This is a genomic window from Lentzea sp. NPDC004782 (assembly GCF_040609115.1).
Classification (GTDB): domain Bacteria; phylum Actinomycetota; class Actinomycetes; order Mycobacteriales; family Pseudonocardiaceae; genus Lentzea.
Genome location: NZ_JBEXJN010000043.1, coordinates 48,451 through 75,152, shown reverse-complemented (window position 1 = coordinate 75,152; position 26,702 = coordinate 48,451). Strand labels below are relative to the sequence as shown.

General features: G+C 69.5%; 28 protein-coding genes and 1 pseudogene. 13 read left to right on the top strand and 16 right to left on the bottom strand.

Annotated features, from left to right (window positions below):
• Positions 1 to 21: 21 nt before the first annotated feature.
• Genes ABZV40_RS32780 through ABZV40_RS32760 form a run of 5 tightly spaced genes read left to right on the top strand, consistent with a single transcriptional unit; the run spans position 22 to position 5,207 of the window.
• Positions 22 to 1,497 carry a FadD3 family acyl-CoA ligase gene (locus ABZV40_RS32780; RefSeq protein ID WP_355450282.1) on the top strand — a complete coding sequence of 492 codons (1,476 nt, stop codon included), beginning with the start codon at positions 22 to 24 and terminating at the stop codon, positions 1,495 to 1,497.
• On the top strand, positions 1,494 to 2,324 hold the full coding sequence (locus ABZV40_RS32775; protein ID WP_355450279.1) for an enoyl-CoA hydratase: 831 nt from the start codon (positions 1,494 to 1,496) through the stop codon (positions 2,322 to 2,324). The genes ABZV40_RS32780 and ABZV40_RS32775 overlap by 4 nt, the downstream gene beginning before the upstream one ends.
• On the top strand, positions 2,324 to 3,415 hold the full coding sequence (locus ABZV40_RS32770; protein WP_355450276.1) for an acyl-CoA dehydrogenase family protein: 1,092 nt from the start codon (positions 2,324 to 2,326) through the stop codon (positions 3,413 to 3,415). The genes ABZV40_RS32775 and ABZV40_RS32770 overlap by 1 nt, the downstream gene beginning before the upstream one ends.
• Positions 3,412 to 4,215, top strand: a complete 804-nt coding sequence (locus ABZV40_RS32765) for an acyl-CoA dehydrogenase family protein (protein WP_355450273.1) — start codon at positions 3,412 to 3,414, stop codon at positions 4,213 to 4,215. Before ABZV40_RS32770 ends, ABZV40_RS32765 begins: the two co-directional genes overlap by 4 nt.
• Complete coding sequence (locus ABZV40_RS32760) at positions 4,212 to 5,207, top strand: acyl-CoA dehydrogenase family protein (protein WP_355450271.1); 996 nt, start codon at positions 4,212 to 4,214, stop codon at positions 5,205 to 5,207. Before ABZV40_RS32765 ends, ABZV40_RS32760 begins: the two co-directional genes overlap by 4 nt.
• Positions 5,208 to 5,244: 37 nt before the next feature.
• Here the strand turns inward: ABZV40_RS32760 and ABZV40_RS32755 are convergent, their stop codons facing one another.
• Positions 5,245 to 5,637, bottom strand: coding sequence for a helix-turn-helix domain-containing protein (locus ABZV40_RS32755; RefSeq protein ID WP_355450268.1), 393 nt, complete (start codon positions 5,635 to 5,637; stop codon positions 5,245 to 5,247).
• A gap of 42 nt (positions 5,638 to 5,679) precedes the next feature.
• On the opposite strand from ABZV40_RS32755, the gene ABZV40_RS32750 reads away from it, so the two are divergent.
• On the top strand, positions 5,680 to 6,501 hold the full coding sequence (locus ABZV40_RS32750) for a class I SAM-dependent methyltransferase (protein ID WP_355450266.1): 822 nt from the start codon (positions 5,680 to 5,682) through the stop codon (positions 6,499 to 6,501).
• Here ABZV40_RS32750 and hsaB read toward each other — a convergent pair.
• Genes hsaB through ABZV40_RS32710 form a run of 8 tightly spaced genes read right to left on the bottom strand, consistent with a single transcriptional unit; the run spans position 6,487 to position 14,008 of the window.
• A complete protein-coding gene (hsaB, locus tag ABZV40_RS32745; protein ID WP_355450263.1) occupies positions 6,487 to 7,059 on the bottom strand; it encodes a 3-hydroxy-9,10-secoandrosta-1,3,5(10)-triene-9,17-dione monooxygenase reductase subunit in 573 nt (190 codons plus the stop codon). The genes ABZV40_RS32750 and hsaB overlap by 15 nt on opposite strands.
• A complete protein-coding gene (gene hsaC / locus ABZV40_RS32740; protein WP_355450260.1) occupies positions 7,023 to 7,925 on the bottom strand; it encodes an iron-dependent extradiol dioxygenase HsaC in 903 nt (300 codons plus the stop codon). Before hsaC ends, hsaB begins: the two co-directional genes overlap by 37 nt.
• Positions 7,925 to 8,734 carry a 4,5:9,10-diseco-3-hydroxy-5,9,17-trioxoandrosta-1(10),2-diene-4-oate hydrolase gene (hsaD, locus tag ABZV40_RS32735; RefSeq protein WP_355450257.1) on the bottom strand — a complete coding sequence of 270 codons (810 nt, stop codon included), beginning with the start codon at positions 8,732 to 8,734 and terminating at the stop codon, positions 7,925 to 7,927. Before hsaD ends, hsaC begins: the two co-directional genes overlap by 1 nt.
• A 9-nt stretch (positions 8,735 to 8,743) precedes the next feature.
• Complete coding sequence (gene hsaA / locus ABZV40_RS32730; protein WP_355450254.1) at positions 8,744 to 9,910, bottom strand: 3-hydroxy-9,10-secoandrosta-1,3,5(10)-triene-9,17-dione monooxygenase oxygenase subunit; 1,167 nt, start codon at positions 9,908 to 9,910, stop codon at positions 8,744 to 8,746.
• The gene (gene dmpG / locus ABZV40_RS32725) at positions 9,907 to 10,923 is read right to left on the bottom strand and encodes a 4-hydroxy-2-oxovalerate aldolase (protein ID WP_355450327.1); all 1,017 of its coding nucleotides are present in this window, start codon (positions 10,921 to 10,923) and stop codon (positions 9,907 to 9,909) included. The genes hsaA and dmpG overlap by 4 nt, the downstream gene beginning before the upstream one ends.
• Entirely contained in the window at positions 10,883 to 11,773 is an 891-nt protein-coding gene (locus ABZV40_RS32720) for an acetaldehyde dehydrogenase (acetylating) (RefSeq protein WP_355450252.1), read from the bottom strand. Before ABZV40_RS32720 ends, dmpG begins: the two co-directional genes overlap by 41 nt.
• Before the next feature lie 10 nt (positions 11,774 to 11,783).
• A complete protein-coding gene (locus ABZV40_RS32715) occupies positions 11,784 to 12,554 on the bottom strand; it encodes a 2-keto-4-pentenoate hydratase (protein ID WP_355450249.1) in 771 nt (256 codons plus the stop codon).
• A complete protein-coding gene (locus tag ABZV40_RS32710; RefSeq protein ID WP_355450246.1) occupies positions 12,548 to 14,008 on the bottom strand; it encodes an FAD-binding protein in 1,461 nt (486 codons plus the stop codon). Before ABZV40_RS32710 ends, ABZV40_RS32715 begins: the two co-directional genes overlap by 7 nt.
• A 118-nt stretch (positions 14,009 to 14,126) precedes the next feature.
• Between ABZV40_RS32710 and ABZV40_RS32705 the strand changes: the two genes are divergently transcribed.
• From ABZV40_RS32705 to ABZV40_RS32685, 5 genes are read left to right on the top strand one after another with little or no spacing between them, the layout of a single operon-like run.
• Complete coding sequence (locus ABZV40_RS32705; RefSeq protein WP_355450243.1) at positions 14,127 to 15,698, top strand: FAD-dependent oxidoreductase; 1,572 nt, start codon at positions 14,127 to 14,129, stop codon at positions 15,696 to 15,698.
• The gene (locus tag ABZV40_RS32700; protein WP_355450240.1) at positions 15,695 to 16,831 is read left to right on the top strand and encodes a Rieske 2Fe-2S domain-containing protein; all 1,137 of its coding nucleotides are present in this window, start codon (positions 15,695 to 15,697) and stop codon (positions 16,829 to 16,831) included. Before ABZV40_RS32705 ends, ABZV40_RS32700 begins: the two co-directional genes overlap by 4 nt.
• Positions 16,828 to 17,067, top strand: a complete 240-nt coding sequence (locus ABZV40_RS32695) for a hypothetical protein (RefSeq protein ID WP_355450237.1) — start codon at positions 16,828 to 16,830, stop codon at positions 17,065 to 17,067. Before ABZV40_RS32700 ends, ABZV40_RS32695 begins: the two co-directional genes overlap by 4 nt.
• Positions 17,060 to 18,025 (top strand): ferredoxin--NADP reductase, encoded by a 966-nt coding sequence (locus ABZV40_RS32690; RefSeq protein WP_355450234.1) that lies wholly within the window; start codon positions 17,060 to 17,062, stop codon positions 18,023 to 18,025. The genes ABZV40_RS32695 and ABZV40_RS32690 overlap by 8 nt, the downstream gene beginning before the upstream one ends.
• A gap of 11 nt (positions 18,026 to 18,036) precedes the next feature.
• Positions 18,037 to 18,879: a MaoC/PaaZ C-terminal domain-containing protein gene (locus ABZV40_RS32685; protein WP_355450231.1), complete on the top strand. Its 843-nt coding sequence runs from the start codon at positions 18,037 to 18,039 to the stop codon at positions 18,877 to 18,879.
• Here ABZV40_RS32685 and ABZV40_RS32680 read toward each other — a convergent pair.
• Both ABZV40_RS32680 and ABZV40_RS32675 read right to left on the bottom strand, forming a co-directional pair.
• Entirely contained in the window at positions 18,851 to 20,305 is a 1,455-nt protein-coding gene (locus tag ABZV40_RS32680) for an arabinofuranosidase catalytic domain-containing protein (RefSeq protein WP_355450228.1), read from the bottom strand. The genes ABZV40_RS32685 and ABZV40_RS32680 overlap by 29 nt on opposite strands.
• Positions 20,306 to 20,484: 179 nt before the next feature.
• On the bottom strand, positions 20,485 to 20,850 hold the full coding sequence (locus tag ABZV40_RS32675) for an excisionase (protein WP_355450225.1): 366 nt from the start codon (positions 20,848 to 20,850) through the stop codon (positions 20,485 to 20,487).
• A gap of 65 nt (positions 20,851 to 20,915) precedes the next feature.
• Here ABZV40_RS32675 and ABZV40_RS32670 point away from each other — a divergent pair.
• Together ABZV40_RS32670 and ABZV40_RS32665 are read left to right on the top strand one after the other, a co-directional pair.
• Positions 20,916 to 21,335: pseudogene (locus ABZV40_RS32670) on the top strand (Clp protease N-terminal domain-containing protein); the annotation flags it as partial.
• The gene (locus ABZV40_RS32665) at positions 21,330 to 21,866 is read left to right on the top strand and encodes a Clp protease N-terminal domain-containing protein (RefSeq protein ID WP_355450324.1); all 537 of its coding nucleotides are present in this window, start codon (positions 21,330 to 21,332) and stop codon (positions 21,864 to 21,866) included. The pseudogene ABZV40_RS32670 and the gene ABZV40_RS32665, both read left to right, overlap by 6 nt.
• A gap of 119 nt (positions 21,867 to 21,985) precedes the next feature.
• Here ABZV40_RS32665 and ABZV40_RS32660 read toward each other — a convergent pair whose 3' ends face one another.
• The 5 genes from ABZV40_RS32660 to ABZV40_RS32640 are packed head-to-tail and all read right to left on the bottom strand — an operon-like array spanning position 21,986 to position 26,455.
• The gene (locus ABZV40_RS32660) at positions 21,986 to 23,125 is read right to left on the bottom strand and encodes a lipid-transfer protein (protein ID WP_355450222.1); all 1,140 of its coding nucleotides are present in this window, start codon (positions 23,123 to 23,125) and stop codon (positions 21,986 to 21,988) included.
• The gene (locus ABZV40_RS32655) at positions 23,122 to 23,505 is read right to left on the bottom strand and encodes a MaoC family dehydratase (protein ID WP_355450219.1); all 384 of its coding nucleotides are present in this window, start codon (positions 23,503 to 23,505) and stop codon (positions 23,122 to 23,124) included. Before ABZV40_RS32655 ends, ABZV40_RS32660 begins: the two co-directional genes overlap by 4 nt.
• Positions 23,492 to 24,376, bottom strand: coding sequence for an OB-fold domain-containing protein (locus tag ABZV40_RS32650; RefSeq protein WP_355450321.1), 885 nt, complete (start codon positions 24,374 to 24,376; stop codon positions 23,492 to 23,494). Before ABZV40_RS32650 ends, ABZV40_RS32655 begins: the two co-directional genes overlap by 14 nt.
• On the bottom strand, positions 24,376 to 25,503 hold the full coding sequence (locus tag ABZV40_RS32645) for an acyl-CoA dehydrogenase family protein (RefSeq protein ID WP_355450216.1): 1,128 nt from the start codon (positions 25,501 to 25,503) through the stop codon (positions 24,376 to 24,378). The genes ABZV40_RS32650 and ABZV40_RS32645 overlap by 1 nt, the downstream gene beginning before the upstream one ends.
• Complete coding sequence (locus ABZV40_RS32640; RefSeq protein ID WP_355450213.1) at positions 25,493 to 26,455, bottom strand: acyl-CoA dehydrogenase family protein; 963 nt, start codon at positions 26,453 to 26,455, stop codon at positions 25,493 to 25,495. Before ABZV40_RS32640 ends, ABZV40_RS32645 begins: the two co-directional genes overlap by 11 nt.
• Between the last annotated feature and the right edge of the window lie 247 nt (positions 26,456 to 26,702).

Below are 26,702 nucleotides of genomic sequence, written 5' to 3'. Positions count from 1 at the left end.
CACTTGCTTTGGAGGGCGTTCATGGCCGGTGATCCAAGCAGGCAAACGGTTTCAGCTGTGCTCGACCGCGCCGCTTCGCTCTTCGGCGACGCGGAAGCGTTGGTGGACGAGGAGGTTCGTCTCACCTACCTCGCGCTGCGAGCGAAGGTGCACACGGCGGCGCGCGCCCTCATCGGGATGGGTGTGCAGCCCGGCGACCGGGTCGCGTTGTGCGCGCCCAACTCGTGGTACTGGGTGGTGGCGGCGCTCGGGGCGTTGCACGCCGGTGCCGCGCTGGTGCCGATCAACACCCGGTTCACCGCGACCGAGACGCTGGACGTGCTGCGGCGCAGCAGGGCGCGCGCGTTCCTCGTGGAGGACTCGTTCCTCGGCCGCGACCGGCTGGCCGAGCTGCGGGGCGAGGAGCTCCCGGAGATCATCGTGCGGCTGCCCGTCGACTGGCTCGACTGGGCCACGAACCTGCCCTCGCTCGACCCGGACCAGCTCTGCGACGTCATGTACACGTCCGGCACGACCGGGCGCAGCAAGGGCGCCATGAGCGCGCACCGGCAGTCGCTGGGTGTCGCGGAGGCGTGGGCGTCCTGCGGCGAGTTGTCGTCCGACGACCGGTACCTGATCGTCAACCCGTTCTTCCACACCTTCGGCTACAAGGCGGGGATTCTCGCCTGTCTGCTGCGGGGCGCGACGATCGTGCCGCAGCGGGTGTTCGACGTGGCCGAGACGATGCGCCTGATCGAACGGGAACGCGTCACCGTGCTGCCGGGTCCGCCGACGATCTACCAGTCGTTGCTCGATCACCCCGACCGCGGCTCGTTCGACCTGTCGTCACTGCGGCTCGCGGTCACCGGGGCCGCGGTGGTGCCCGTGGCGCTGGTCGAGCGGATGCAGTCGGAGCTGTCGTTCTCGACCGTTCTGACCGCGTACGGGCTCACCGAAGCCGTCGTGGCCACGATGTGCCGTCCGGACGACTCACCGGAGACCGTGGCGCACACGTGCGGGCGGCCGATGGCGGACTTCGAGCTGCGGCTGGGCGAGCAGGACGAGGTGCTGCTGCGCGGTCCGAACGTGATGCTCGGCTACCTCGACGATCCCGAGGCGACCGCGGCGGCCATCGATGCCGAGGGATGGCTGCACACGGGCGATGTCGGGCGGATCGACGCGCGCGGTTACCTGTCGATCACCGACCGGCTCAAGGACATGTACATCTGCGGCGGGTTCAACGTCTACCCCGCCGAGGTCGAGCAGGCGCTGGCCCGGTTGCCGGGAGTCGCCGAGTCCGCGGTGGTGGGCATGCCCGACACACGGCTCGGTGAAGTGGGGGTGGCGCACGTCGTGACGTCACCCGGTTTCTCGCTCACGTCGGACGAGGTGATCGCCTTCTGCCGTGAACGACTGGCCAACTACAAGGTGCCGCGGGCCGTCGAGTTCCACCCCGCGCTCCCCCGCAACGCCGGTGGCAAGGTCCTCAAGCACCTACTGCGCAAGGAGAACGCGTGACAGTGGAGTACGAACGACGGGACGCGGTCGCCGTCGTGACCATGAACCGGCCGGAGTACCGCAACGCGCAGAACTCGGCGATGACCTACGCGCTGGACGAGGCCTTCTCGCGCGCCGTCGACGACGCCGAGGTCAAGGTGATCGTGCTGGCCGGGGCGGGCGACCACTTCTCCGCGGGCCACGACATCGGCTCTCCGGGCCGGGACGTGGACCAGTCGTTCGAGCGCAAGGCGGTGATGTGGTGGGACCACGTCGGCCGCGAGGGCGGTGACCTCCGGTTCGCCCGCGAGATGGAGGTCTACCTCGGGATGTGCCGGCGGTGGCGGGAGATCCCGAAGCCGACGATCGCGATGGTGCAGGGCGCGTGCGTGGCGGGCGGCCTGATGCTGGCATGGGTGTGCGATCTGATCGTGGCTTCGGACGACGCGTTCTTCGCCGATCCCGTGGTGCGCATGGGAATTCCGGGCGTCGAGTACTTCGCGCACCCGTGGGTGCTCGGCCCGCGCGCCGCGAAGGAGGTGCTGTTCACCGGCGACCGGTTCTCCGCCCAGCGCGCCTACGAGTGGGGCATGGTGTCGCGGGTCGTGCCGCGGCCCTCGCTCGAGTCCACGACCTTCGAGCTGGCCGGGCGGATCTCGGCGATGCCGCAGTTCGGGCTGGCGCTCGCGAAGAAGGCGGTCAACCAGTCCGAGGACCTGATGGGCCTGCGGGCCGGGATGGACTCGGTGTTCGGGCTGCACCACTTCGCGCACGCCCACAACGCCGAGGTCAGCCCCGACGCGCTGGCCGGGATGGACGCCCGTGCGATGAAGAAGGCCTCCGGCTGATGGATCTCGACTTGGACGCCGCGACGCTGGAGTTCCAGGCCAAGGTCCGGTCGTGGCTGGCCTCTCAGGTCCGCTCTTTGTCCTCAATGGACACTGCCGTCGGCTTCGAGGAGCACCGCGCGTGGGAACGGCAGCTCGCCTCAGCACGATTGTCTGTGGTCTCGTGGCCATCGGAGTTCGGCGGCCGGGACGCGTCGCTGTTGCAGTGGCTGATCTTCGAGGAGGAGTACCACGCCGCCGGTGCTCCCGGACGGGTCTCGCAGAACGGCATCTTCCTGCTGGCGCCGACGTTGTTCGCGCACGGCACCGACGAGCAACGCGCCCGGATCCTGCCGCCGATGGCGCGCGGGGACGAGGTGTGGGCGCAGGCCTGGTCGGAGCCGGAGGCGGGCTCGGACCTGGCGTCGTTGCGCAGCACCGCGGTTCGCGCCGAGGGTGGCTGGCTCTTGCGCGGGCAGAAGACCTGGAGCTCACGGGCGGCGTTCGCGGACCGGGCGTTCGGGCTGTTCCGGACCTCGCCGGAGGGCAGACATCGCGGGCTGACCTACCTGATGTTCGACCTGCGTGCCGACGGGGTGACGGTCCGGCCGATCGCCCAACTCGACGGTGAACCGGGGTTCGCCGAGATCTTCCTGGACGACGTGTTCGTGCCGGACCACGACGTGATCGGTGCCGTCGGCGACGGCTGGCGGGTCGCGATGAGCACCGCGGGCAACGAGCGCGGGCTGTCGTTGCGCAGCCCCGGCCGGTTCGTCGCGGCGGCCGGGCGGCTGGTCGAGCTGTACCGGAAGAACCCGGATCCGGCGTTGCGCGACCGGGTCGTCGACGCGTGGATCGGCGCGCAGGCCTATCGGTTGCACACGTTCGGATCCCTGGCCGACCCGCCTGCCGGACCGGCCGCCAGCGTCACGAAGGTGTTCTGGTCGGAGCTGGACGTGGCGTTGCACGAGACCGCGCTGGACCTGCTCGGCGAGACCGCGCCGGGGTGGCGGGACGGCTGGCTGTTCTCGCTGGCCGGGCCCATTTACGCCGGTACGAACGAGATCCAGCGCAATGTGATCGCCGAGCGGATCCTGGGGTTGCCGCGATGATGTTCACGCTGTCGTCCGAGCAGACGGACTTCGCCGCGGTGCTGCACGGTTTTCTCGCCGCGGGGAAACGGGACCTGGCGTCGCTCGGGGTGGACGAGGTGACCGACCCGGTCGACCTCGTGGTGGTGTTCGAGGAACTGGGGCACCACGCGGTGTCCGGTCCGCTGATCGAGTCGCTGGCGGTGCTGCCGTCACTCGGCCTCGGCCCCGGCTCGCTGGCTTTTCCACCGATCGTTCCGCACGCCGTCGAGGCTGATCGGTACTACCTGGTCGAGGGTGACGCCGTCCGTTCGGCCCTGGCGACGTCGCCGGTCCCTTCCGTGGACCCTGAACGACGGCTCGTCGAACTCGTCGGCGGCGAGGTCGTTGCGACCGGCGTTCCGGTTGAACGGGCGATCGACCTCGGTGTTCTGGTGTGCTCGGCCCAGCTCCTCGGCCTCGGCCGCGCCGTGCTGGAGATGAGCACCGCCCACGCGAAGGCGCGAGCCCAGTTCGGCAAGCCGATCGGCTCTTTCCAGGCCGTGAAGCACCACCTGGCCAACGTCCACATCGGACTGGAACTGGCACGCCCGCTGGTGTTCGGCGCGGCCGTCACCATGTCGCCGCGGGACGTCTCCGCCGCCAAGGTCGCCGCCTCCGACGCCGCCTGGCAGGCCGCCCGGACGGCGCTGCAGGTGCACGGCGCGATCGGCTACACCGCCGAGCACGCGCTCGGCCGGTTCCTGCTGCAGACCCGAGCCCTGCGCACCGCGTGGGGCAGCCCGTCGATGCACCGAGCGCGCGTGCTGGAGGCGTTGTGACACCGGAACAACTCGCACTGCGCGACGCCGTCCGCGGCCTGCTCGCCAAGCACTCGGACGTCCGCGCGGCGATCGAGACCCCGGACGGGTGCGACAAGGGCCTGTGGGGACGGCTGTGCGACATGGGCGTGCTCCCGATCCCCGAGCAGCACGGCGGATCCGGCGCCGGTCTCGCGGAAACCCTGGTGGCGCTGGAAGAGCTCGGCCGCACCCTCACGCCGTCACCGCTGCTGGCCTCGACCATCGCCGCCCGGGCACTGCTGAGGTTCCGCGACACCGGCCGGTTGCTGCGCCGGATCGCGGACGGCGCCGTCGCCACGCTGGCCTGGGACTGCGTCGAGATCACCTCGACCGAGGCGTTCGACCACCCGGAGGTCAACGCCGCCAGCGACTACCTCGACGGCACCGCACGCTTCGTCCTCGACGGCGACCTGGCCGAGATCCTCCTGGTCAGCGACGGCACCTGGCTGTACGAGGTGGACCTGAACGGCGTGACCCGCGAGCACACGCCTACGCTGGACCAGACCCGCCGGCTCGCCACGATCCACCTCACCAGCACGCCCGCGCTCCGCCTCGGCCGCTGGTCACCCGAGATCCGGGACATCGCCCTGGCGGCTCTTGCGGCCGAACAGGTCGGCGGCGCCGCACGAGCACTGGAGATCACCGTCGAGTACGCCAAGACGCGGGTCCAGTTCGGCAAGCCCATCGGCTCGTTCCAGGCGTTGAAGCACCGCATGGCGGATCTCCACGTCCTCGTCGAGACCGCCAGGTCAGCCGCGTTGGCCGCCACCGACGAGGTGTCCGCGGCGGTGGCGAAGGTGTACTGCTCCGAGGCGTTCTGCAAGGTCGCCGCCGAGATGATCCAGCTGCACGGCGGCATCGCGATCACCTGGGAGCACGACGCCCACCTGTACTTCAAGCGCGCGCACGGCAGCGCCCAGCTGTTCGGCAGCCCGGCCCACCACCTCCAGCGCCTCCAAGCGCTGACCTAACCCATCCGCCTCGCCCTCGAGCGCTGGCGGTTGGGCGCTAGCCCGCGGTGAGCCGTTCCAGCAGGCGCTGGAACTTGGGGCACTCCATGTGCGTCGGCGCCGGGCAGGACGCGGCGTGCCGCAGCCCGTCCCGCATGACGGTCAGCCGCCGGATCGTCGCGTCCAGCTCGTCCGCCTTGCCGGTGAGCACCGCGCGGTCGAGGCGCGGGCTGCCGTCCGGCGCGAACATCACCGCGATCTCGTCGAGCGTGAACCCGGCCGCGCGGCCGACGGAGATCAGCGCGAGCCGCTGGAAGACGCCCTGGTCGAAGACCCGCGTGAGGCCGCGCCGGCCGACCGGGCCGATCAGGCCGCGCTCCTCGTAGTAGCGCAGGGTCGAGGCGGGCACGCCGGACCGCCGCACCACCTCGCCGATACCGAGTTCCTGCATGACACTTGACCTCAAGCCGACTTGAAGTAGGACGGTAGGAGCATGACAGCTGAGGTCAACACCGAGCAGGCGGCACTGTGGAACGGCGCGGGCGGGCACGGCTGGGCCGTCGCACGGGACATGGTCGACCAGGTTCTGCGCCCGTACGAGGACCTGCTCGTGCGGGCGGCACGGGAGAAGCCGCGCACCGGGGTGCTCGACGTCGGGTGCGGGACCGGGGGCGTGACCAGGGCGATCGCGGCGGCCCTCGGTGACGTGCCGTGCGTCGGCGTCGACATCTCCGGGCCGCAGATCGCCGTGGCGCGGGAGAGCGCGAACGTCCGGTTCTTCCAGGCCGACGCCCAGGTGCACGCGTTCGAACCGGAGTTCGACCTGGTCGTCTCGCGGTTCGGGGTGATGTTCTTCGACGACCCGGTGGCCGCGTTCCGCAACCTCCGCACCGCCGCGAAACCGGGAGGCGAACTGCGTGCGGTGGTCTGGCGCGACAAGGACGAGAACCCGTTCATGACGACCGCCGAACGCGCGGTCGCACCGCTGATGCCGGACCTGCCGACGTTCGATCCCGACGCGCCGGGACCGTACGGGCTCGCGAGCCCCGACCGCACGCGCAAGATCCTCGGCGAGAGCGGCTGGACCGCGATCGACCTCCGGCCGGTCGATCTGACCTGCGCCATGCCCGAGGAGGTGTTGCCGAAGTACCTGACCATGCTCGGCCCGGTCGGCCGCGCGCTCCAGACCATGGACGAGAACGAGCGCGAGGACGTCCTCAAGACCGTCCTGCGTGCGTTCGACCCGTTCGTGCACAACGGGGAAGTCCGCTTCCCCACCGCATCATGGGAGATCAAGGCGCTAATGCCACTCTGATTGACGTTGCCAGGTCAGGAGGTTGTCCAGCACCTCGCCCGACCAGCCGCGCGTGTCCAGTTCGGCGTGCGCGGCGTAACGGCCGCGGTAGAACAGCAACGGCTGTGCGTCGCGCACCGGACCGAGTTCCACCACGTTGCCGACGACCATGTGGTGGTCACCGGCGTCGTGCACCACCGACACCTGGCAGTCGACCCAGGTCAGGGCCCCGTCGAGCACCGGCGCACCGGTGCCCGACGGCCGCCACGACACGCTCGCGAACTTGTCCGCACCGGCCTTGCCGAACACCGTCGACACCTCGCGCTGGTCCTCCGCCAGCACGTTCACGCAGAACGCGCCGGCCGACGCCATCGCCGCCCAGCTGCGTGAAGTCCGTTGCGGACAGAACAGCACCAGCGGCGGGTCCAGCGACAGCGCCGCGAACGCCTGGCAGGCGAACCCGACCGGGCCGTCGGCGGACATGCCGGTCACCACGGTCACCCCGGTGCAGAAATGACCGAGGACCGAGCGGTAGCGGGCGGCTACTTCCGGTAGCCCACGCTGAAGTCGTGTCCCCACAGGCTCACCGCCGTGCTCTCGCGTGCGATCCAGTCCTCATCGGACACCTGCCGTCCCTCGCAGCCGAACTCGACGTCGAACCCGCCGGGTGTCTTCATGTAGAACGACAGCATCAGGTCGTTCACGTGCCTGCCCAAAGTCGCCGACATCGGCACCTTGCGCCGCAGCGCGCGGTCCAGCGTCAGGCCGACGTCGTCGGTGTTCTCGACCTCGACCATCAGGTGCACGATCCCGCTCGGCGTCGGCATCGGCAGGAACGCGAGGCTGTGGTGGCGCGGGTTGCAGCCGAAGAACCGCAGCCACGCCGGCGGCCCGTCCGCCGGGCGGCCGACGAACTGCGGTGGCAGCCGCATCGAGTCGCGCAGCCGGAAGCCGAGCACGTCCCGGTAGAAGTGCAACGCCGCCTCGTCGTCCGAAGTGGACAGGACGACGTGGCCGAGGCCCTGCTCCTCGGTCACGAAGCGGTGCCCGTAGGGAGAGACCACCCGTCGGTGTTCCAGGGCAGCGCCGTGGAAGACCTCCAGGGTGTTGCCGGACGGGTCGTCGAACCTGATCAGCCCGTTCACCCGGCGCTCGGCCAGGTCCTCGGCCGTGCCCTCGGCGTACGACACCCCCGCGGACGCCAGCCGCTTCGCCACCTCCTCCAGCTCGGCCTCCGTCGCGGCCTCCCAGCCGGAGACCTGCAGGCGGTCGGACGAGCCCGGCACGATCACCAGCCGGGCCGGGAAGTCGTCCATCCGCAGGTACAGCGCACCGGGAGTCGAGCCCTTGCCCTCGACCATGCCGAGAACCTTCAGCCCGAACTCGCGCCACCGGTCCATGTCGGTGGCCTCGATCCGGAGATAACCCAGCGAGCGGATCCCCATCACGCCTCCGAAAGAAAGTCGAGAGCGAGCCGGTTGAACTCGTCGAACTTCTCCAGCTGCGCCCAGTGCCCGCACCCGCCGAACACGTGCAGCTGCGCCCGCGGGATCAGCTTCAACGCCGTCAGCGCGCCGTCCAGCGGGTTCACCCGGTCCTCGCGGCCCCAGACCAGCAGCACCCGTTGGCGCAGCTTGTAGGCGTCACGCCAGAGCATGCCCTGCTCGAAGTCCGGCCCGGCGAACGACTTGCCCAGCGCGGCCATGGCGCGCAAGGACTCCGGCTGCCGGGCCGCCTCGAACCGTTCGTCGATCAGCTCGTCGGTGACCAGCGACTGGTCGAACACCATGATCCGCAGGAACTCCTCGATCTTCTCCCGCGTCGGCGTGCGAGCGAACGCGCTGAGCTTGCGCACACCCTCGGTCGGATCGGGTGAGAAGACGTTCAACGACAGCCCGCCCGGCCCCATCAACACCAACCGCCCGGCGCGTTTCCCGTAGTCCAGCGCGAACCGGACGGCGGTGCCGCCGCCCAGGGAGTTGCCGAGGAGGTGCGCCTGCTCGACCCCGAGCGAGTCGAGCAGGTCCCGCAAAGCCCTGGCCGCGAAGGTGAAGTACTGGTCGTGCTCGGCGGGCTTGTCGGACTGGCCGTAACCGGGCAGGTCCACGGCGAGCACTCGGAACGACTTCGCGAACACCGGGATGTTGCGGCCGAAGTTGCTCAGCGACGACGCGCCGGGTCCACCGCCGTGCAGCAGGACCAGCGTCTCGGGGTTGTCCGTACCTGCCTCGTGGTAGTGCAGCCGCACACTCATGATCGCCCCTCAGAACAACCCGTCGCGAACCTGGATGCCGAGCTCGTTCTTGCCGTACAACACGAGCACGCGCTCCGGGTCGTTGGCCGCGTGCACCCGTGCGGCGTGCGCGTCACGCCAGAACCGCGGCAACGGCAAGCCTTGGTTGATCGCCTTGCCGCCCGCGCTCTCGAAGAGCCGGTCGATGGCGGAGATCGCCCGCGCGCTGCCCAGCACCTGGTCGCGCCGCGCCCGCAGGCGCAGATCGATCGGGATCTTCGTGCCCGCGACGGCGTGCTCCCACTCGTCGTTGATGTCCTTCTCCAGCTGCCACCACGCGGTGTCGATGTCGCCGGCCGCCGTGGCGATCCGCACCTGCGCGAACGGGTCCTCGACCGACTTCTCGCCCAGGTACGCGGCCCGGACGCGTTCACGGGTCGCGCCGACGTGGATCTCGTACGCGCCGGCCGCCATACCGATCATCGGCGCGGTGATCGCGTACGGGTGGATCGTCCCGTAGGGCATCCGGAACAGCGGCCCGGGGTTGACGTCCTGACCGGGGCAGATGCACCGCGCGGTGTGCATCATGCTCAGCGCCCGGTACTCCGGCACGAACACGTCCTCGACCACGATGTCGTTGCTGCCCGTACCGCGCAGGCCGACCGTGTCCCAGACGTCGTTGATCGTGTAGTCCGCGATCGGCAGCAGGAACGTGCGGAAGTCGACCGGCTTGCCCTCGTCGTTCATCACCAGGCCGCCGAGCAGGACCCACGTCGCGTGGTCGCAGCCGGACGAGAAGCTCCACTTGCCGCTGAACCGGAAGCCGCCCTCGACCGCCGTCGCGCGGCCCGTCGGCGCGTAGGAGGAAGAGATCCGGGTGTCCTGGTCCTCGCCGAACACCTCGTCCTGCGCCCGCACGTCGAACAGCCCGACGTGCCACGGGTGCACGCCCAGCACCGACGCGACCCAGCCCGTCGACCCGCACGCGCTCGCGATCAGCTTGACGGCGGTGTAGAAGTCGAGCGGGTGCGACTCGAAGCCGCCGTACCGCACAGGCTGCAGCATCCGGAAGAAACCGGTCTCCTGCAACGCCTTCACCGACTCCGGCGGCACCTTGCGCAGCTCCTCCGCCTCCGCCGCGCGTTCCCGCAGGCTGGGCAGCAGCTCCCGCACCTTGCCGAGGATCTCCTCACTCATCGGATTTTCTCCCTGCTCAGCTCCAGTGCGATGTCGATCAGCTGGTCCTCCTGCCCGCCCACGAGCTTGCGCTCGCCCGCGCGGACGAGGATCTGCGCGCCGGACACGCCGTAGCGTTTCGCCTGCGTGTAGGCGTGTTTGAGGAAGCTGGAGTAGACGCCCGCGTAGCCCATCATCAGCGCCATCCGGTCGAGCAGGCACTCCTCGGGCATGACGGGCCGGACGACGTCCTCGGCCGCGTCCACGATCTTGAAGAAGTCGACGCCGGTCTCGAAACCGAGCTTGTCGCACACTCCGACGAACGCTTCCAGCGGCGTGTTTCCCGCGCCCGCACCGAATCCGCGCACGCTGCCGTCGATCTGCTTCGCCCCGGCCCGTGCCGCGGCCACGGAGTTCGCCACGCTCAGCCCGAGGTTCTCGTGCCCGTGGAACCCGACCTGCGCGTCGTCCCCGAGCTCGGCGACCAGCGCTGAGACCCGCTCGGACACCTGTTCCAGCACCAGGGCTCCGGCCGAGTCGACCACGTAGACGCACTGGCACCCGGCGTCGGCCATGATCCGCGCCTGCTCGGCGAGCACCTCCGGTGGCTGCGAGTGCGCCATCATCAGGAACCCGACGGTCTCCAGCCCGCGTTCACGCGCCAGCTGGAAGTGCTGCACGGACACGTCCGCCTCGGTGCAGTGGGTGGCGATGCGGACGATCGACGCGCCGTTGTCCTGGGAGATCAGGATGTCGTCCTTGACGCCCACGCCGGGCAGCATCAGCACGGCGATCCTGGCCCGCCGCGCCGTCTCCGCCGCGACCTTGATCAGCTCCTGCTCCGGCGTGAGGCTGAAGCCGTAGTTGAACGACGACCCGCCCAGCCCGTCGCCGTGCGTCACCTCGATCACCGGCACGCCGGCGTCGTCCAGTGCCGCCACGATCGAGCGCACGTCCTCGACGGTGAACTGGTGCCGTTTGTGGTGCGAGCCATCACGCAGTGACGTGTCGGTCAGTCGCAACCTCTGGCGCAGCTGCACGAGCGATCTCCTCCCCCACCTTGGTCGCGGCGGCCGTCATGATGTCCAGGTTTCCGGCGTACTCCGGCAGGAAGTCGCCGGCACCGGCGACCTCGACGAAGATCGACACCCGGCCGTCGTCGAACTGCGGTTCGCTGAGCAACCGGAAACCCGGCACGTACGACCTGATGTCGTTCTCCATGCGGGCGATCGAGTCGGTGATCGGGTCCGGGTCCGCGTCCCCGGGAATCGCGCAGAAGATGGTGTCGCGCATGATCATCGGTGGATCCGCGGGGTTCAGCACGATGATGGCCTTGCCTCGTTCAGCTCCGCCGATCGCCTCGATGCCGCGACTGGTCGTGCGGGTGAACTCGTCGATGTTGGCCCGCGTCCCCGGTCCCGCCGACACCGACGCCACGCTCGCCACGATCTCCGCGTACGACACCGGCACCACACGAGAAACCGCGTGCACCATCGGAATCGTGGCCTGGCCGCCGCACGTGATCAGGTTGATGTTCGGCGCGTCCTGGTGCTCGCCGAGGTTCACCGGCGGCACCACGTAGGGCCCGACCGCCGCCGGGGTCAGGTCGACCGCCCGGATGCCCGCCTCGGCGTAGCGCGGCGCGTTGGCCCGGTGCACCGCCGCGGACGTCGCCTCGAACACGATGTCGGGCAGCTCGTCCTGACGCAGCAACCACTCCGCGCCGTCGACCGAGACCTCCAGGCCCAGCGACGCCGCGCGCTTGAGGCCTTCGCTGGCCGGGTCGATGCCCACCATCCAGCGCGGTTGGAGCACCGGTGAGCGCAGGAGCTTGTAGAGCAGGTCGGTGCCGATGTTGCCGGACCCGACGATGGCCGCCTTCACCCAGTCACCCCTATTCGAACTTCAGTCCGACAGAACCAAGCCCGGCGAACTCGGCGTGGAACTCGTCGCCCGGCCGCGCGTCGATCGCCCGCGTGCACGAGCCCGGCAGCACGATGTCGCCCGCCAGCAGCCGGACCCCGAACGACGCGACCTTCTGCGCGAGCCACGCCACCGCGATCGCCGGATCGCCCAGCACCGCGTCACCACGTCCTTCGGCGACGACTTCACCGTTGCGGCGCAACGTCGCCGCGACCGCACCGATGTCCAGTTCGGACGGTCGGACGCGCTCGGAGCCCAGCACGAACCCGGCCGAGGACGCGTTGTCCGCGATGGTGTCCTGCAGGCCGATCCGCCAGTTCTCGATCCGGCTGTCGATCAGCTCGATGGCCGGCGCGACGAACTCGGTGGCGGCCAGCACGTCGGAGACCGTGCAGCCCTCCCCCGGCAGGTCCGCGCTGAGCAGGAACGCGATCTCCACCTCGACCCGCGGGTACAGATAGGCCGACGCGTCCGCGGTTCCGGTCAGCTGCATGTCGTCGAGGAGATGGCCGTAGTCCGGTTCGTCGACGCCCATCATCTGCTGCATCGCCAACGACGACAGGCCGACCTTGTGGCCGATCACGTCGCGGTTGCGGTGCCGGACGTTGAGCAGCTGGATCTCGTACGCGTCCACGACGTCGATCTCCGGGTACAGCTCGACCAGCGGCTTGATCGGCACGCGGTCGCGTTCCGCCACGCGCAGCAGCTCGGCGGCCGCTTCTCTCTTCTGGATCGTCAGCACCCGGCCTCCTCCACCACATGTTGACCCGCACGACGACCGGAGAAGACGCAGTCGGCGAGCGAGAGCCCGCTCACGTAGGACTCCGAGCACACGCCGACGGCCGAACGGCCTGCCGCGTACAGGCCGGAAACCCCTTGCACCTGACCGGTTTCCTCGTCGACGACAAGTCCGCCGAGGGTGAGCGTCGGGCACGGGTAGCCGAACCCGGCGCGCACGCTGACGTTGATCAGCGAGTACGGCGGCGTGCCGAACGGCTGGGGCGTCCCGATTCCCGCTTTGGCCGCCGCTTCCTCGATCGTGGGCGCGGTGACCAGGCCGCGGTTCAGCAGGTACCGGACCTGCCACTTCTGGAACGGCGCGGTCTGCGTCCTCACCTGGGCGCGTGCCACCCGCAGGATGTCGTCGTCGATCAGCAGCCACGCCTTGCCGCCGCGCGCGACGATCTCATCGCCGATGGCCGCGCCGTACCGCGTCGCGTCACCGAACCGCCGACCGTCCGCGTCGACGAGCACTCCGCGTTGCAACGCACTGGGCGGCGTGACGAACCGCCACGCCGAAACCTTGTCCAGTCGCGCGGTCTTCCCGCCTGCGGCAACACCGAGCCGGATGCCGCCGCCATCGTCACCCGGAGAGCCCAGCGCGAGGGCACCCCGGTACGCCGGCGCGTGCTCGTGCACCATCGCCCGGTTCGCGATGAACCCGCCGGCCGAGATCACGACGCCCTGCCGCGCGCTCACCACCAGCGACCGCCCGAACCGTCGTTCCACCCACGCAGCCAGCGCGAACAGGCGCCGGCCGAGCGGCGGGTGGTAGAGCCACGGTTTCGCTCCGGCCCTGGTCAACGTCCGGTGCACCGCCTGAGGAAGCCCGGTGAGCGTCCGGCACCGCACGCCGGTGACCCGGCCGTCCGAGGTGATCAGCTCGACCGCGCGAGTCTGCGGCATGATCCGCGCGCCCGCACGCCGGGTCGCCTCGGCCAGCCGGGCGAAGAAGACCTTGCCGGACGTGCCTTTGGCTCTGGTGCGGTGCCCACGCGGCGCCGGGTCGGGCCAGGCGTCCTCGCTGCCGGACTGGTAGAGGTAGTAGTCGTCGGTCGGGTACGACGTCTTGAACGGGCAGAGGGCCGAGGAGAACGGCACGCCCTGGTCCTCCAGCCAGGCCAGCATCTTGGCGCTGTCCTCGCAGAACCGCCGCAGCGTCGCCTCGGACACCGCGTCCCGGACCTCGTGCTTCAGGTAGGAGAACATCGCCTCGGACGTGTCGGTGACTCCGGCCTCGACCTGCTGCCGCGTTCCACCGCCGGCGTACACGACTCCGCCGGACAGCGCGGTCGCACCACCACCCGCGAACCGGTCCAGCACCACCACGGACGCACCGGCCGCCGCGGCCTCGATGGCGGCGCACGCGCCGGCCGCACCGAAACCGATCACGACCACGTCCGCGGAGTCCTCCACGCTTTAACCTTCCCGAAACGTGTTCTCGGTGAGTCGACCTGCCTGGAACTCCTACACCATAGCGCCAAAGCGCCCCAGAACTATAACCTGTTCTAGTCTGATGCCTCGGGGAGGTGCGATGTACGACGTGATCGTCGTCGGCAGCGGTGCGGCAGGCATGACAGCCGCCCTCTGCACCGCTCAGCAGGGCCTGCGCACCCTCGTCGTCGAGAAGGCCGAGCACTTCGGCGGCTCGACCGCGCGGTCCGGCGGCGGCATCTGGGTGCCGAACAACGCCGTGCTCGCGGCCGCCGGACAGCTCGACTCACCCGAACAGGCCAGCACCTACCTGGAGCACATCGCCGGTGACGTGCCGGCCGAGCTGCGCGAGGCGTTCCTGGACGCCGGACCGGCGATGCTGGCGTTCGTCGTCGCGCACACCCCGCTGCGGTTCCGCTGGGTCCGCGACTACGCCGACTACTACCCGGAGGCCCCCGGCGGCCGTCCGCGCGGCCGCTCGGTCGAACCGGTGCCGTTCAACACCGAGCTGCTCGGCGAGGAGATCAAGGACCTCGAACCGCCGTACGTGCCGACGCCCGCGGGCATCGTGATCACCCAGACCGACTACCGGTGGCTGACGCTGATCGGACGGCACCCGCGCGGCCTGTTCACCGCCGCCAAGGTCTTCGCCCGCCGCTTCCTGCCGGGCCGACGGCTCACCATGGGCCAGGCGCTGGCGGCCGGACTGCGAGCAGGCCTCAAAGCGCTGAACGTCGAGGTGCGGCTCAACACCGCGATGACCGACCTGCACTTCGAGAACGACCGGGTCGCCGGAGTCCTCATCGGCGAGGAACTGATCAAGGCACCGCACGTGGTCCTGGCGTCCGGCGGCTTCGAGCACAACGAACAGCTGCGCGAACAACACCAGGACATCGGTACGGAGTGGACGGTCGGCGCCAAGGCCAACACCGGTGACGGCATCGAGGCCGGGGTGCGGGCCGGCGCGGCCGTCGGGCTGATGGACGAGGCGTGGTGGGGCCCTTCGGTCCCCCTGCCGCGCGGCCCGTACTTCCTGCTCGCCGAACGGTCGCTGCCCGGCTGCGTGCTGGTCGACGGCGTCGGACGCCGGTTCGTCAACGAGGCCGCGCCCTACATCGACGTGGTGAAGGCGATGAAGGGCACGACCTGGCTGGTGTTCGACCACGCCTACCGCAGCCGCTACCCGTTCTGCGGCGTCCCGCCCCGCCGCCCGCTCCCCCGCCGCTGGAGCGGCTCCGTGCTCACCGCGGGTTCGCTGGAGAACCTCGCCCAGGAAGCGGATCTGCCAGAACTCCTGGACACCGTTCGACGGTTCAACACCCTGGCCGTGGACGGCAACGACACCGACTTCCACCGCGGCGACAGCGCCTACGACCGGTACTACGGCGACCCGCGCAACCACCCGAACCCCAACCTGGCGCCGCTCATGACCGGTCCGTACTACGCCGTCAAGATCGTGCCCGGTGACCTCGGCACCAAGGGCGGGCTGCGCACCGACACCCGCGCGCGAGTGCTGCGCGAGGACGGTTCGGTGATCGAAGGCCTGTACGCGGCGGGCAACACCACGGCGTCCGTGATGGGACACACCTACGCGGGCGCGGGCGCCACCCTCGGACCGGCGATGACGTTCGGTTATCTCGCCGGCCTCGACATCACTGGAGGAATGTCATGACGCAGGACGCCGTACGCACGATCGACACCGGCGCGCCTCCAGCGCGGTTCGCGCGCGGCTGGCACTGCCTCGGACTGGCCGACAGCTTCCGCGACGGCAAACCCCACGCCGTGGAGGCGTTCGGCACCAAGCTGGTGGTGTTCGGCACCGAGGACGGCAAGCTCAACGTCCTCGACGGCTACTGCCGGCACATGGGCGGCGACCTCACCCAGGGCACCGTCAAGGGCAACACCGTCGCGTGCCCGTTCCACGACTGGCGCTGGACGGGCAACGGCAGGTGCGTCGAAATTCCTTACGCCAAAAGGGTTCCGTTGAGGGCGCGCACCCGCTCGTGGATCACTCTCGAAGAGAACAAGCAGCTCTTCGTGTGGAACGACCCGCAGGGCAACCCGCCGCCCGAGCACGTGACGATCCCGCGCATCGACGCCGCGTTCAGCGACGAGTGGAGCAACTGGACGTGGGACTCGGTGGTGATCGACGGCGCGAACTGCCGCGAGATCATCGACAACGTCGTGGACATGGCCCACTTCTTCTACATCCACTTCGCGTTCCCTACCTACTTCAAGAACGTGATGGAAGGCCACATCGCCTCGCAGTACCTCACCACGCGCGGCCGCCCGGACGTCGCGATGGGCTCGAACTACACCGGTGACGTCGAAGTCCGGTCCGAGGCCTCGTACTACGGGCCGTCGTACATGATCGATTACCTGTGGAACGACTACAAGGGCATCGAGATCGAGACCGTGCTGATCAACTGCCACTACCCGATCTCACCGACGTCGTTCCGGTTGCAGTGGGGCGCGATCGTGAAGAAGCTGCCCGGGGTGTCCGACGAGCACGCCGACAAGATCGCGGCGAAGTTCGCGCGCGGCATCGGGGTCGGGTTCCTGCAGGACGTGGAGATCTGGCAGAACAAGACGCGGATCGAAAACCCGTTGCTGTGCGAGGAGGACGGACCTGTCTACCAGCTGCGGCGCTGGTACGAGCAGTTCTACGTCGACGTCGAGGACGTCACCGACGACATGGTGCGGCGGTTCGAGTACGAGGTCGACACGAGCCGAGCGGTCGAGGTGTGGGAGAAGGAGGTCGCCGAGAACCTCGCCAAAAAAGAACCGGCACCTCAACAGTCATGAACGAGCGGGACGAGTTCCTGGTCGGTGGCATGCAGCCGGTGCGGTGCGACTGCGGGAACCAGGTGCTGGTGAAGAAGAACAGCCCGCAGCACACGAGCGTGCAGTGGCTGTCCGACACCAGCACGTGCCCTGAGCTGTGCGGGCCGCGATCGGCGTTCGTGCGGACGTGCCTGCGGTTGCGGGACAGCATCGAGAAGGCCGTGCGCGACGGGACGCTGGAGGTCGCCGATGGCTGAGGTGCACCGGCTGCGGGTCGACGCCGTGATCGAGGAGACGCCGGACGCGCGCTCGTTCGTGCTGTCCGGAGTGGACTTCCCGACGAGACCAGGGCAGTTCCTGACCGTGCGGGCGGGTGAGGTGGCGCGCTGCTACTCGCTGTCGAGCGCGCCGGGTGAGCCGTTGAAGATCACGGTCAAGCGCACGCCGGACGGGTACGGCTCGGCATGGATGTGCTCCGAGCTGTGCGTCGGCATGGAACTGGAGGTGCTGGCGCCTGCCGGGGTGTTCACGCCCTCGTCGTTGGACTGCTCGGTGCTGGCGTTCGCGGCGGGCAGCGGGATCACGCCGATCATGTCGATCATCAAGGCGGTGCTCGGGGCGTCCGGGCGCGTGTTCCTGTTCTACGCCAACAGGGACGAGAGCTCGGTGATCTTCGCGCGGGAGCTCGACGAGCTGTGCCGCGCGCATCCCGAGCGACTGACCGTGGTGCACTGGCTGGAGTCGGTGCAGGGGTTGCCGCACGTCGGCGCGTTGCGGGCGTTCGTGCGCAAGTGCGACGAGGCGTTCGTGTGCGGGCCGGGGCCGTTCATGGAAGCTGCCCGTCAGGCCCTGCACGACGTGCCGGTCGTGCACGTCGAGAAGTTCGTGTCGTTGTCCAGCGATCCGTTCTCGGACGTCGTCGCGGTGGTGGACGACCGGCCCGACGCCGTGGTCGAGGTGTCGCTGGACGGCGAGCAGCACCGGTTTCCGTGGCCCGCGCGGCAGAAGCTGCTCGACCTGTTGCTGGAGAAGGGACTCGACGCGCCGTACTCGTGCCGGGAGGGCGCGTGCAGCGCGTGCGCGTGCCGGCTCGTCGAGGGCGAGGTCAAGATGCTCAACAACGACGTGCTCGACTCCGAGGACATCGCCGAGGGCATCGTGCTGGCGTGCCAGTCGGTTCCGGTCACCGACACGGTGAAGATCACCTACGAGTGAGGGGCGGCCTGATGCCGATCGATCCGGACGTGGCGATTGGGGCGGAACTCCCGGAGATCAAGTTCTCCTGGACGCACTCCGACGTGCTGCTCTACCACCTGGCACTGGGCGCGACGGAACTCCGTTACGTCTATGAACAGGGCCTGCGGGTGCTGCCGACGTTCGGCGTGGTGGCACCCCGGTTCCACGAGACCGCTCCGCCCGCCGTGTCGTTCCCCGGCGTGGACGTCGACCTCGCGCGGGTTCTGCACGGGACGCAGGAGATCACGGTGCACACGCCGATTCCCGCCGAGGGCGAGGCCGTGTTGCGGACGCGGATCGCCGACGTCTGGGACAAGGGGAAGGCCGCCGTGATCGTGCAGGAGTCGACGGCGGTGACTCCCGACGGGACTTCGCTCTACACCACCAGGTCCAGCATCTTCGCCCGCGGCGAGGGCGGGTTCGGCGGGTCGCGCGGGCCGTCGCAGAAGGTCGAGGTGCCGGCGCGGGAGCCGGACGCGGTGATCGAGACACCGACGCTGCCCCAGCAGGCGTACCTGTACCGGTTGTGCGGCGACCGGAACCCGTTGCACGCCGACCCCGAGTTCGCCCGGCTGGCCGGGTTCGACCGGCCGATCCTGCACGGCCTGTGCACGTACGGCGTGGTGTGCAAGGCGGTGATCGACGCGCTGCTCGGCGGACCGGAGCAGGTGCGGTCGTTCGGCGCGAAGTTCGCGGGGGTGGTCTTCCCCGGTGAAACCCTGACCACACGGGTGTGGCGGGACGGTCCGCGGCTCGTGCTGACGACCTCGGCCGGGGACCGTCCCGTTCTCGCCGACGCGGTGCTCAGCCTCGCAGAGCCCACTGCTGGTTAGTGCCGCCGTGACAGTCCCAGAGAATCAGCTTCGTGCCGTTGGCCGTGCCGCCGCCGTTGGCGTCCAGGCACCGGCCTGACTGCACGCCGGAGATGCTGCCGTTCGAGTTGACGTTCCACTGCTGGTTCGCACCGCCGTGGCAGTCCCAGACGATCACCTGGGTGCCGTTGGTGGTGCCTTGACCGTTGGCGTCGAGGCACTTGTTGCCGTAGACCTGCAGCCTCTTGTCGGCCGTGTAGGTCCAGCGCTGCCGGTCCGCGCTCTGGCAGTCCAGCAGTTGCACCTGGGTGCCGTTGGTGGTGGCCGGCGCGTCGGCGCAACGGCCGGACTGGCTGCCGACGATCTGCACGCCCGGCTGCGGGTTGCCGCCTCCCGGCGGGGCGTAGCCGGCGGCGGTGATGTTGGCCTGAACGGCCTCCTCGGTGGCGTTCGACGGGTAACCGGAGGTGAGCACGCCCTCGAAGAACGTGCCGGCGCCGGTGACGCTGTTGTCACCGCCGATGCCGAGGAGGATCGCGCCCTGCTTCTTCATCGGGTGGTAGCCCTTGGGACGCGGGCCGTCGAACATGGTCGACAGGCCGCCCGCCTGCGCGTCGCCGCCGCGGATCGCCCAGTGGTTCGACTCGCCCTTGACGACCGCTGTGACGAAGCGGTGGTTGATGGTCGGGTTCTTGTTGTAACCGGCGTTCACGCCGGAGAACAGGCCCCACTCCAGATCGCCCATGACCCACGGCCCGGGACCGTCGCCGTAGCCCCACTGCTTGCTGGATCCGAAGTAGACGGTCTCCATGATGGCGGGGCTGTCGGCGGTGTTGGTCGTCTGCGCGTTGCCGTAGTCGAAGCAGCACCACTGGTTGTAGTGCTGGCCGTCGACGACGGCGTAGATGCCTTCCGGCTGGTCGCCGGTCGCGACACCGTTCGTCTTGTTGTTGCGGTAGCCGGTGCCCGGCGAGATGTAGACGCCGTAGGCCTTCTTGCCGCCGACGGTGACCGGCGCGGCCTTCGCGTCGGCGAGCTTGTCCCACCCGCCCGGCTCGGGACCCTTCCAGGTGCCAGGTGGTGCCTGGGTGAGGTGGTTGCCGCGGCCGGACTGGTCGTAGATGACGGTGATCAGACAGGTCGCGGTGCCGCAGAAGGTGTCCTGGGCGGCGCTGTCGGCCACACCGCCCGCGCTGAGCACACCGATGTCCCGCGTGGTGTTGTCCGACGACCTTCTGACTTGGTACAGCGGCCCGTTGTAGTTGCCGTACAACGCCCTCGTGGTGCTGTGCGCGGCCACGCAGGGCGTGCCGCCGGTGGCGTAGATGTCGCAGGGACCGGACACCGCCGCTCGTGCGCTCGACCCTTCGGTGAGAGCGATGGCGGAGGCGGTGAGCGCGAGTGAGGTGGCAACGGCGATGGTGAGGCGGCTTGATCGACCTTTCATGCGTGTCGATGCCTTCCGTGGACTGCCCTCGGGTCGAACCGGTTCGTCATGACCCGGGAACGAGGCTGGATGTCGTCAACTGCACAACATTGCGCAGTTGACGACGTTCAGCAAGGCAAAGAAGTCGAATGAGCCTGCCTGCGGTCGAACCGGTTCGACGACGCGGCCGGTCTTGGCGGTCATTCGGGTCGTGGCTTCCGCTCCAGCGCCGCCAGCCGCAGCTCCAACTGGTCCACCCGGTGCCGCAACAGGGTCACCTGGGCTTCGAGGCTGACCTCGCGTTCCGCCCTCCGCTGAATCCGGGGCGAGCGGGCGGCGCGCTCCACGACAGCGTCGAGCGGTACCAGCCGCTGTGGCCCGTTCGGGCCGTCGACCAGCCGGGACTCGATCTCCCCGTTGCGATACCACGACCGCAGGGCCGAGCGGGACACGCCGGTCTCCGCCTCGGCCTGCGCGAGGGACACCCACGGCGTGTCCTCCAGTTGCGCGAACAGCTGCAGCTCTTCGCGCCATTTCGCGAGCCGTTCTTCCCAGTCGCTTGCCATTGGCAGACCACCCTGTCAGTGACAGTGCATTGACATGGTCAATCGTAGGCGCGCACGCTCGGTTCATGTTCGAGCGATTCACGGGGGAAGCCCGCCAGGTCGTCGTGCACGCTCAGGAAGCGGCACGGGGGTTGCAGCACAACTACATCGGGACCGAGCACGTCCTGCTCGGCCTGTTCGACGCACCGGCCGGCCTGCCGGCCAGGGTGCTTCGCCAGCTCGGGTTCACCAAGGAGTCGGTGACCACCGACCTGCTCGAGATCGTGCCGCGCGGCGCCGAGCCGGAGATGAAGGGGCACATCCCGTTCACACCGAGGGCGAAGAAGGTTCTCGAGCTCGCGTTGCGCGAGGCGATCAACCTGGGCCACAACCACATCGGGGCCGAGCACATCCTGCTCGGGCTGATCCGGGAAGGCGAAGGCGTCGCGGCGAAGATCCTCGCGAAGCACGTCGACGACCTGAACCGGCTGCGCAAGGCCGTGCTGGCGGAGATCGCCGAACCGGCCGCCCGCACGCACAAGTCGACGACCGCCGCCGACGAGGCGTTCGCCGCGGCCGAGGCTCTGGCCGGAGCCGGGCCGGTCGGCAGCCACCACCTGCTGGAGGCGTTGGTCAGGTCGGAGGGAAGCATGGCGGCCCGCGTCCTCGCGGACCTCGGCATCGATCCGGACGTGATCGCCGCGAAGATCGACGAGCTCGACCCGGACACGACCACCGACGCCACGCCGGAGGAGACGGCGGCGCGCAAGATGGAGCTGCGGCTCGCGGAAGACGAGGTGCAGCTGGTGTTCCGCGACGAGCAGACCCTGGAGCTGGTCCGGAAGATCACCGAGATGACCGGTGGCCCGGTCCGGGGCACCGGACCGGTCGCCGGCAGCTTCGTGCCGCTCTGGTCGTCGACGAACGACCTGCTGCTCCAGCTCCTCGGCTACCTCCAGGCCGAGCCGGAGGAGGAGGCCAAGGGACTGTCGAAGCTGGTGCGCAAGGTGATGCGCGACCGGCTACGACGAGCCTGAGCGCCATGCCAGAGATCCTGGGCAGTTACGTGGATGAAGGGCTCCTTCCTCCACTTCAGGTGGATGAAGGCGCCCTTCATCCACCTCACCGGACGGCGAGTCGCGAACACGACTTCCGGTTACCTGCTCAGGACCAACCCGCTGGTCGGCACGCCCGTTCCCGCGGTGACCAGGACGTGCTCGACGTTCGCGACCTGGTTCACCGCGGTGCCGCGGACCTGGCGGACGCCCTCGGCGATGCCGTTCATGCCGTGCAGGTAGGCCTCGCCCAGCTGGCCGCCGTGCGGGTTGAGCGGCAGCGACCCGTCCAGTTCCAGGGCGCCGGAGGCGATGAAGTCCTTGGCCTCGCCCCGGCCGCAGAACCCCAGTTCCTCCAGCTGCACCAGCACGAACGGGGTGAAGTGGTCGTAGAGCACGGCGACGTCCACATCGGACGGACCGAGACCCGACCTCTCCCACAGCCCGCGCGCCACCACGCCCATCTCGGGCAGCCCGGTCAGGTCGTCGCGGTAGTAGCTGGTCATCGTGAACTGGTCGGGGCCGCTGCCCTGGGTGGCGGCCCTGACGTGCGCGGGCTTGTTCGGCAGGTCGCGCGCGAGCTCGGCGGACGTGACCACCAGGGCCACCCCGCCGTCGGTCTCCTGGCAGCAGTCGAGCAGCCGCAGGGGTTCGGCGATCCAGCGCGACGCCTGGTGGTCCGCCAGCGTGATCGGCCGGTCGTGGAACCACGCGTGCGGGTTCGTGGCGGCGTGCTTGCGGTCGATCACGGCGATCCGGCCGAAGTCTTCGGAGGTCGCGCCGTACTCGTGCATGTACCGGCGGGCGAACATGGCGACCATCGCGGCCGGTGTACCCAGGCCCATGGGGTACGACCAGCTGTTGTCGATGTTCGCGGCGGCCGCGGTCTGCACCTGGCCGAACCGGTGGCCGGAGCGTTCGTTGAAGGCCCGGTAGCAGACGACGACCTCGGCGGCACCGGTCTGCACGGCCATCGCGGCCTGCTGGACGGTCGCGCACGCCGCCCCGCCGCCGTAGTGGACCCGGCTGAAGAACGTCAGCTCCGGGATGCCCAGCTCGCGCGCGACCGCGATCTCGGCGTTGGTGTCCATGGTGAAGCTGACCAGTCCGTCCACATCGGACGGAGTGAGCCCGGCGTCCTGGAGCGCGGCCCTGACCGCCTCGGCGGCCAGCTGGAGCTCGCTGCGGCCGGAGTCCTTGGAGAAGTCGGTCGCGCCGATGCCCACGATCGCGGCGTTCATGCCGGCATCTCGATCTTCACGGTTCCGGTGACGTGGTCGCCGTGCCCGGTCCTGCCGACGACCTCGATGATCACGTCCTGGTCGTCCTTCTGGATGACCTGACCGAAGAACTTCAGCGTGTCGTAGGCGTAGCAGGGCGCGCCGAGCCGGATGTTCACCTGGCGCACCAGCACTTCCGGGCCGGCCCAGTCCGTGACGTACCGCTGCACCAGGCCGGTCGTCGTCAGGATGTTGATGAAGATGTCCTTCGAGCCGCGCTGGACCGCGAGGTCGCGGTCGTGGTGCACGTCCTGGAAGTCGCGGGTCGCGATCGCGGTGCTGATCACGAACGTCGGCGTGGCCTCGACGTGCCACTCGGGCAGGGAATCACCGATCCGCACGGGGCCTCCAGCTCGGCATCGTGAGTTCGTCGTCGACCTCGGTGAACACGACCTCGACCGGCAGCCCGATGCTCGGTTCGCCCTGGAACTCACCGAGCATCCGCACGCCCTCGTCCAGCTCGACCAGGGCGATCACGAACGGGGTCTGCTTGCCGGGCACCTGCGGGTGGTGGTGCACGACGTAGCTGTAGATCACGCCGCGACCGTCCGAGACCAGGTACTTCGGTTTGGTGGCACCGCATTCCGGGCACATGGGGCCGGGCGGGTGCCGGAGCAGGCCGCAGCCGCCGCAGCGCTGGATGCGAAGCTCGCCTTCGCGGCAGCCTGCCCAGAAGTACTCGGTGTCGCGGTTGACGGACGGCCGGATGACCTGGGTTTGCTGTGGTGCGGGCGCTGGTTCGGGTTTCTGCGCCGGGCGGAACTTCAACACCCGGAACCGCATCTCGGCCACCGGCTCGTCGCCGACGTACCAGGTGCTCCTGGTCGTGACGAACCAGCCCTCCCCCAGCCCGGTCTTCTTCGGACCGGTCACGTCCTCCAGGCTCGTCGTCACCGACACGTGCTCGCCGACCCTGAGGTAGCGGTGGTAGGTCTGGTCGCTGTTCGTCGCCACCACGGACGTGAACCCGGCCTCGTCCAGGATCTTCATCATCGCGCCGAGCGGGTCGTCCAGGCTGCGCCGACCGTGCAGACCCGCCATCGTCCACACCTGCACCATCGCCGGTGGCGCGACCTCGGTGTAGCCGGGGTGCCGGTCGCCGATGGCCTCCAGCCAGTTGTTGATCATCGGCAGGTTCACCGGGTCACGTGCCAGCCGCGGCGCCGACTCGCCGCGTTCGGCGATGCGCGCGGCCTCCTTCTCGATGTCGATCATCGCACCACCCGTGGTAGTCCGAGCCCGATGTTGGCGATCAGCTCGCGCTGGATCTCGTTCACGCCCCCGCCGAAGGTCAGCACGAGGTTGCGCCGCGCCTGCACGTCCAGCCACCGCACCAGTTCCGCGTCGGCGCCGTGCCGTCCCACCAGTTCCTCCAGCAACCTGCCGACGCGCTGGGTGCGGTCCGCGGCGAACACCTTGGTGGCACTGGCGTCCGCGACCTCCACCTCACCGCTCGCGACCTGCCAGTTGAGCAGCTCGTTCACCCGGTGCACCGCGCGTGCCTCGGCGAGCGCCCGCCGCACGTCGGGCAGGTCGAGCAGCTGCCGTTCGCGGGCCCAGCCGTGGACGCGTTCCAGCAGTGCACCGAGCCTGCCGGACGGGCCGAGCATCACGCGCTCGTGGTTGAGCTGGGTGGTGATCAGCCGCCAGCCCTTGTTCTCCTCGCCGACCCTGCGGTTTTCGGGTACGTGCACGTCGTTGTAGTAGGTCGCGTTGACGTGGTGCGCGCCGTCGCACGTGATGATCGGCGTCCACGAGTAGCCGGGGTCGGTCGTGTCGACGATGAGGATCGTGATGCCCTTGTGCCGCGAGCCCGGTGCTCCGGTGCGGCAGGCCAGCCACACGTAGTCCGCGTCGTGCCCACCGGTCGTGAACGTCTTCTGCCCGTTGACGACGTAGTGGTCGCCGTCGCGGACCGCCTTGGTGCGCAACGCGGCCAGGTCCGTGCCGGCGTCGGGTTCGGTGTAGCCGATGGCGAAGTGGAGGTCGCCGCTGAGGATGCGCGGCAGGAAGAAGTCCTTCTGCTCCTGGGTGCCGAAGGCCTGCAGCGTCGGCCCGACCGTCTGCAGCGTCACGTACGGCAGCGGGACGTCGGCCCGCGCCGCCTCGTTGACGAAGATCTGCTGCTCGACCGGCCCGAAACCCTTGCCGCCGTACTCCCGCGGCCACCCGACGCCGAGCCTGCCGTCGCGGCCGAGCCTGCGCACCAGCTCGCGGTAGGTCCGGCCGTGCCGCTCGGTGAGCATCGCCTCGCGTTCCTCGGCGGACATGACGTTCGCGAAGTACTCGCGCAGCTCGTCCCGCAGCCTGCGCTGGTCGGCGGTGAGGTCAATGAACATCGATGGCTCCCAAGCGGTGCTCCACTCCGCCGACGAACCGCGTCAGCTCCTTGGCCATGCCGTAGTAGCGGTGCATCGGGTAGGTGATGTCGAGGCCCAGCCCGCCGTGCAGGTGGTGGCACGTGTGCACGGCCGGCAGCGCTTCCGCCGCGAGCCAGTAGGCCGCGGTGTCCAGGTCGTTGTCGTCGAGACTCCAGCAAGCGGAGAGCGTGGCGAGGTGGAGCGTGCGGGCGGCGATGTAGACGTCCGCGACCTGGCAGGCGGCGGCCTGGAACGTCGAGAGCGGCTTGCCGAACTGGTGCCGCGTGCCGACGTGCTTCACGGTGAGGTCCAGGGCGCCGGCCAGCACGCCGTCCGCGACCGCGCACGCGCCGGCCAGCGCGAATCGGCGCAGATCCTCGGCCGCGCCCGGCAGCTCCTCGCCGCGGGCGCCCTCGAAGCGCACGGTACCGTCCGATGTGGACACACCTGGCTGAGCCGGATCGACGACGTAGACGCCGGTGTCCGCGCTCACCAGCATCCGGCGTGCTTCCGCGGCGTGCGGCACGTTGATCTTCACGCCGAAGATCCCGTCCGGTCCGGCCTTCGTGCGCGGTTCCGCAGGCAGCGGACGGGACGGTTCGCTGAGCGCCGCCGTCAGCACACCGTGCTGCTCGGTCACCAGCGGCAGCAACTCGTCCTGTTGCTCGACGGTCCCGTGCTTGACGATCGGCAGCACGCCCAACGCCAGAGTCGCCAGCGCGGGCACGTCCACCGCCCGCCGGCCGACCTCGGTCAGCAGGACGGCGGTCTCCAGGACGCCGAGCCCGTCGCCACCCAGTCGTTCCGGCACGGCCAGGGACAGCAAACCCGCCTCCCCCAGGGCTTTCCACGGCGCGCCGCTCTCCCTGCCCAGCACGTCGGCCGCCAGCCTGGCGATCTCCTGCTGGGTGTCGTCGAGCTTGAAGTCCATCAGGGCTCCCTACTAAGCACCTGGCCGAAAGCGTTATCCGAAACCCTCTGGTCTCGCTGGCGCCAACTGCGCCTGCAAGTACCACCAACTCTTGATCGAATCGCCGTCAACTACACCCGGCCTCTTGCGCTGCTCTCAGCGGGCAGCCGGCAGGAGCGCTCGCATCGTGGATGAAGGGCGCCTTCATCGACCTCAGGTGGATGAAGGCGCCCTTCATCCACCGGGGGTCGCGCTTGACCAGGCACGT

What these genes read in the sequence shown, in the direction of transcription:
- ABZV40_RS32645 (WP_355450216.1), bottom strand. Translation starts at nt 25,503, where the DNA reads ATGTTCATTGACCTCACCGCCGACCAGCGCAGGCTGCGGGACGAGCTG.
- ABZV40_RS32765 (WP_355450273.1), top strand. Translation starts at nt 3,412, where the DNA reads ATGATGTTCACGCTGTCGTCCGAGCAGACGGACTTCGCCGCGGTGCTG.
- ABZV40_RS32695 (WP_355450237.1), top strand. Translation starts at nt 16,828, where the DNA reads ATGAACGAGCGGGACGAGTTCCTGGTCGGTGGCATGCAGCCGGTGCGG.
- ABZV40_RS32755 (WP_355450268.1), bottom strand. Translation starts at nt 5,637, where the DNA reads ATGCAGGAACTCGGTATCGGCGAGGTGGTGCGGCGGTCCGGCGTGCCC.
- ABZV40_RS32680 (WP_355450228.1), bottom strand. Translation starts at nt 20,305, where the DNA reads ATGAAAGGTCGATCAAGCCGCCTCACCATCGCCGTTGCCACCTCACTC.
- ABZV40_RS32750 (WP_355450266.1), top strand. Translation starts at nt 5,680, where the DNA reads ATGACAGCTGAGGTCAACACCGAGCAGGCGGCACTGTGGAACGGCGCG.
- ABZV40_RS32660 (WP_355450222.1), bottom strand. Translation starts at nt 23,125, where the DNA reads ATGAACGCCGCGATCGTGGGCATCGGCGCGACCGACTTCTCCAAGGAC.
- ABZV40_RS32640 (WP_355450213.1), bottom strand. Translation starts at nt 26,455, where the DNA reads ATGGACTTCAAGCTCGACGACACCCAGCAGGAGATCGCCAGGCTGGCG.
- ABZV40_RS32780 (WP_355450282.1), top strand. Translation starts at nt 22, where the DNA reads ATGGCCGGTGATCCAAGCAGGCAAACGGTTTCAGCTGTGCTCGACCGC.
- ABZV40_RS32675 (WP_355450225.1), bottom strand. Translation starts at nt 20,850, where the DNA reads ATGGCAAGCGACTGGGAAGAACGGCTCGCGAAATGGCGCGAAGAGCTG.
- ABZV40_RS32770 (WP_355450276.1), top strand. Translation starts at nt 2,324, where the DNA reads ATGGATCTCGACTTGGACGCCGCGACGCTGGAGTTCCAGGCCAAGGTC.
- hsaC (WP_355450260.1), bottom strand. Translation starts at nt 7,925, where the DNA reads ATGGGGATCCGCTCGCTGGGTTATCTCCGGATCGAGGCCACCGACATG.
- ABZV40_RS32685 (WP_355450231.1), top strand. Translation starts at nt 18,037, where the DNA reads ATGCCGATCGATCCGGACGTGGCGATTGGGGCGGAACTCCCGGAGATC.
- hsaA (WP_355450254.1), bottom strand. Translation starts at nt 9,910, where the DNA reads ATGAGTGAGGAGATCCTCGGCAAGGTGCGGGAGCTGCTGCCCAGCCTG.
- hsaD (WP_355450257.1), bottom strand. Translation starts at nt 8,734, where the DNA reads ATGAGTGTGCGGCTGCACTACCACGAGGCAGGTACGGACAACCCCGAG.
- ABZV40_RS32700 (WP_355450240.1), top strand. Translation starts at nt 15,695, where the DNA reads ATGACGCAGGACGCCGTACGCACGATCGACACCGGCGCGCCTCCAGCG.
- ABZV40_RS32705 (WP_355450243.1), top strand. Translation starts at nt 14,127, where the DNA reads ATGTACGACGTGATCGTCGTCGGCAGCGGTGCGGCAGGCATGACAGCC.
- ABZV40_RS32690 (WP_355450234.1), top strand. Translation starts at nt 17,060, where the DNA reads ATGGCTGAGGTGCACCGGCTGCGGGTCGACGCCGTGATCGAGGAGACG.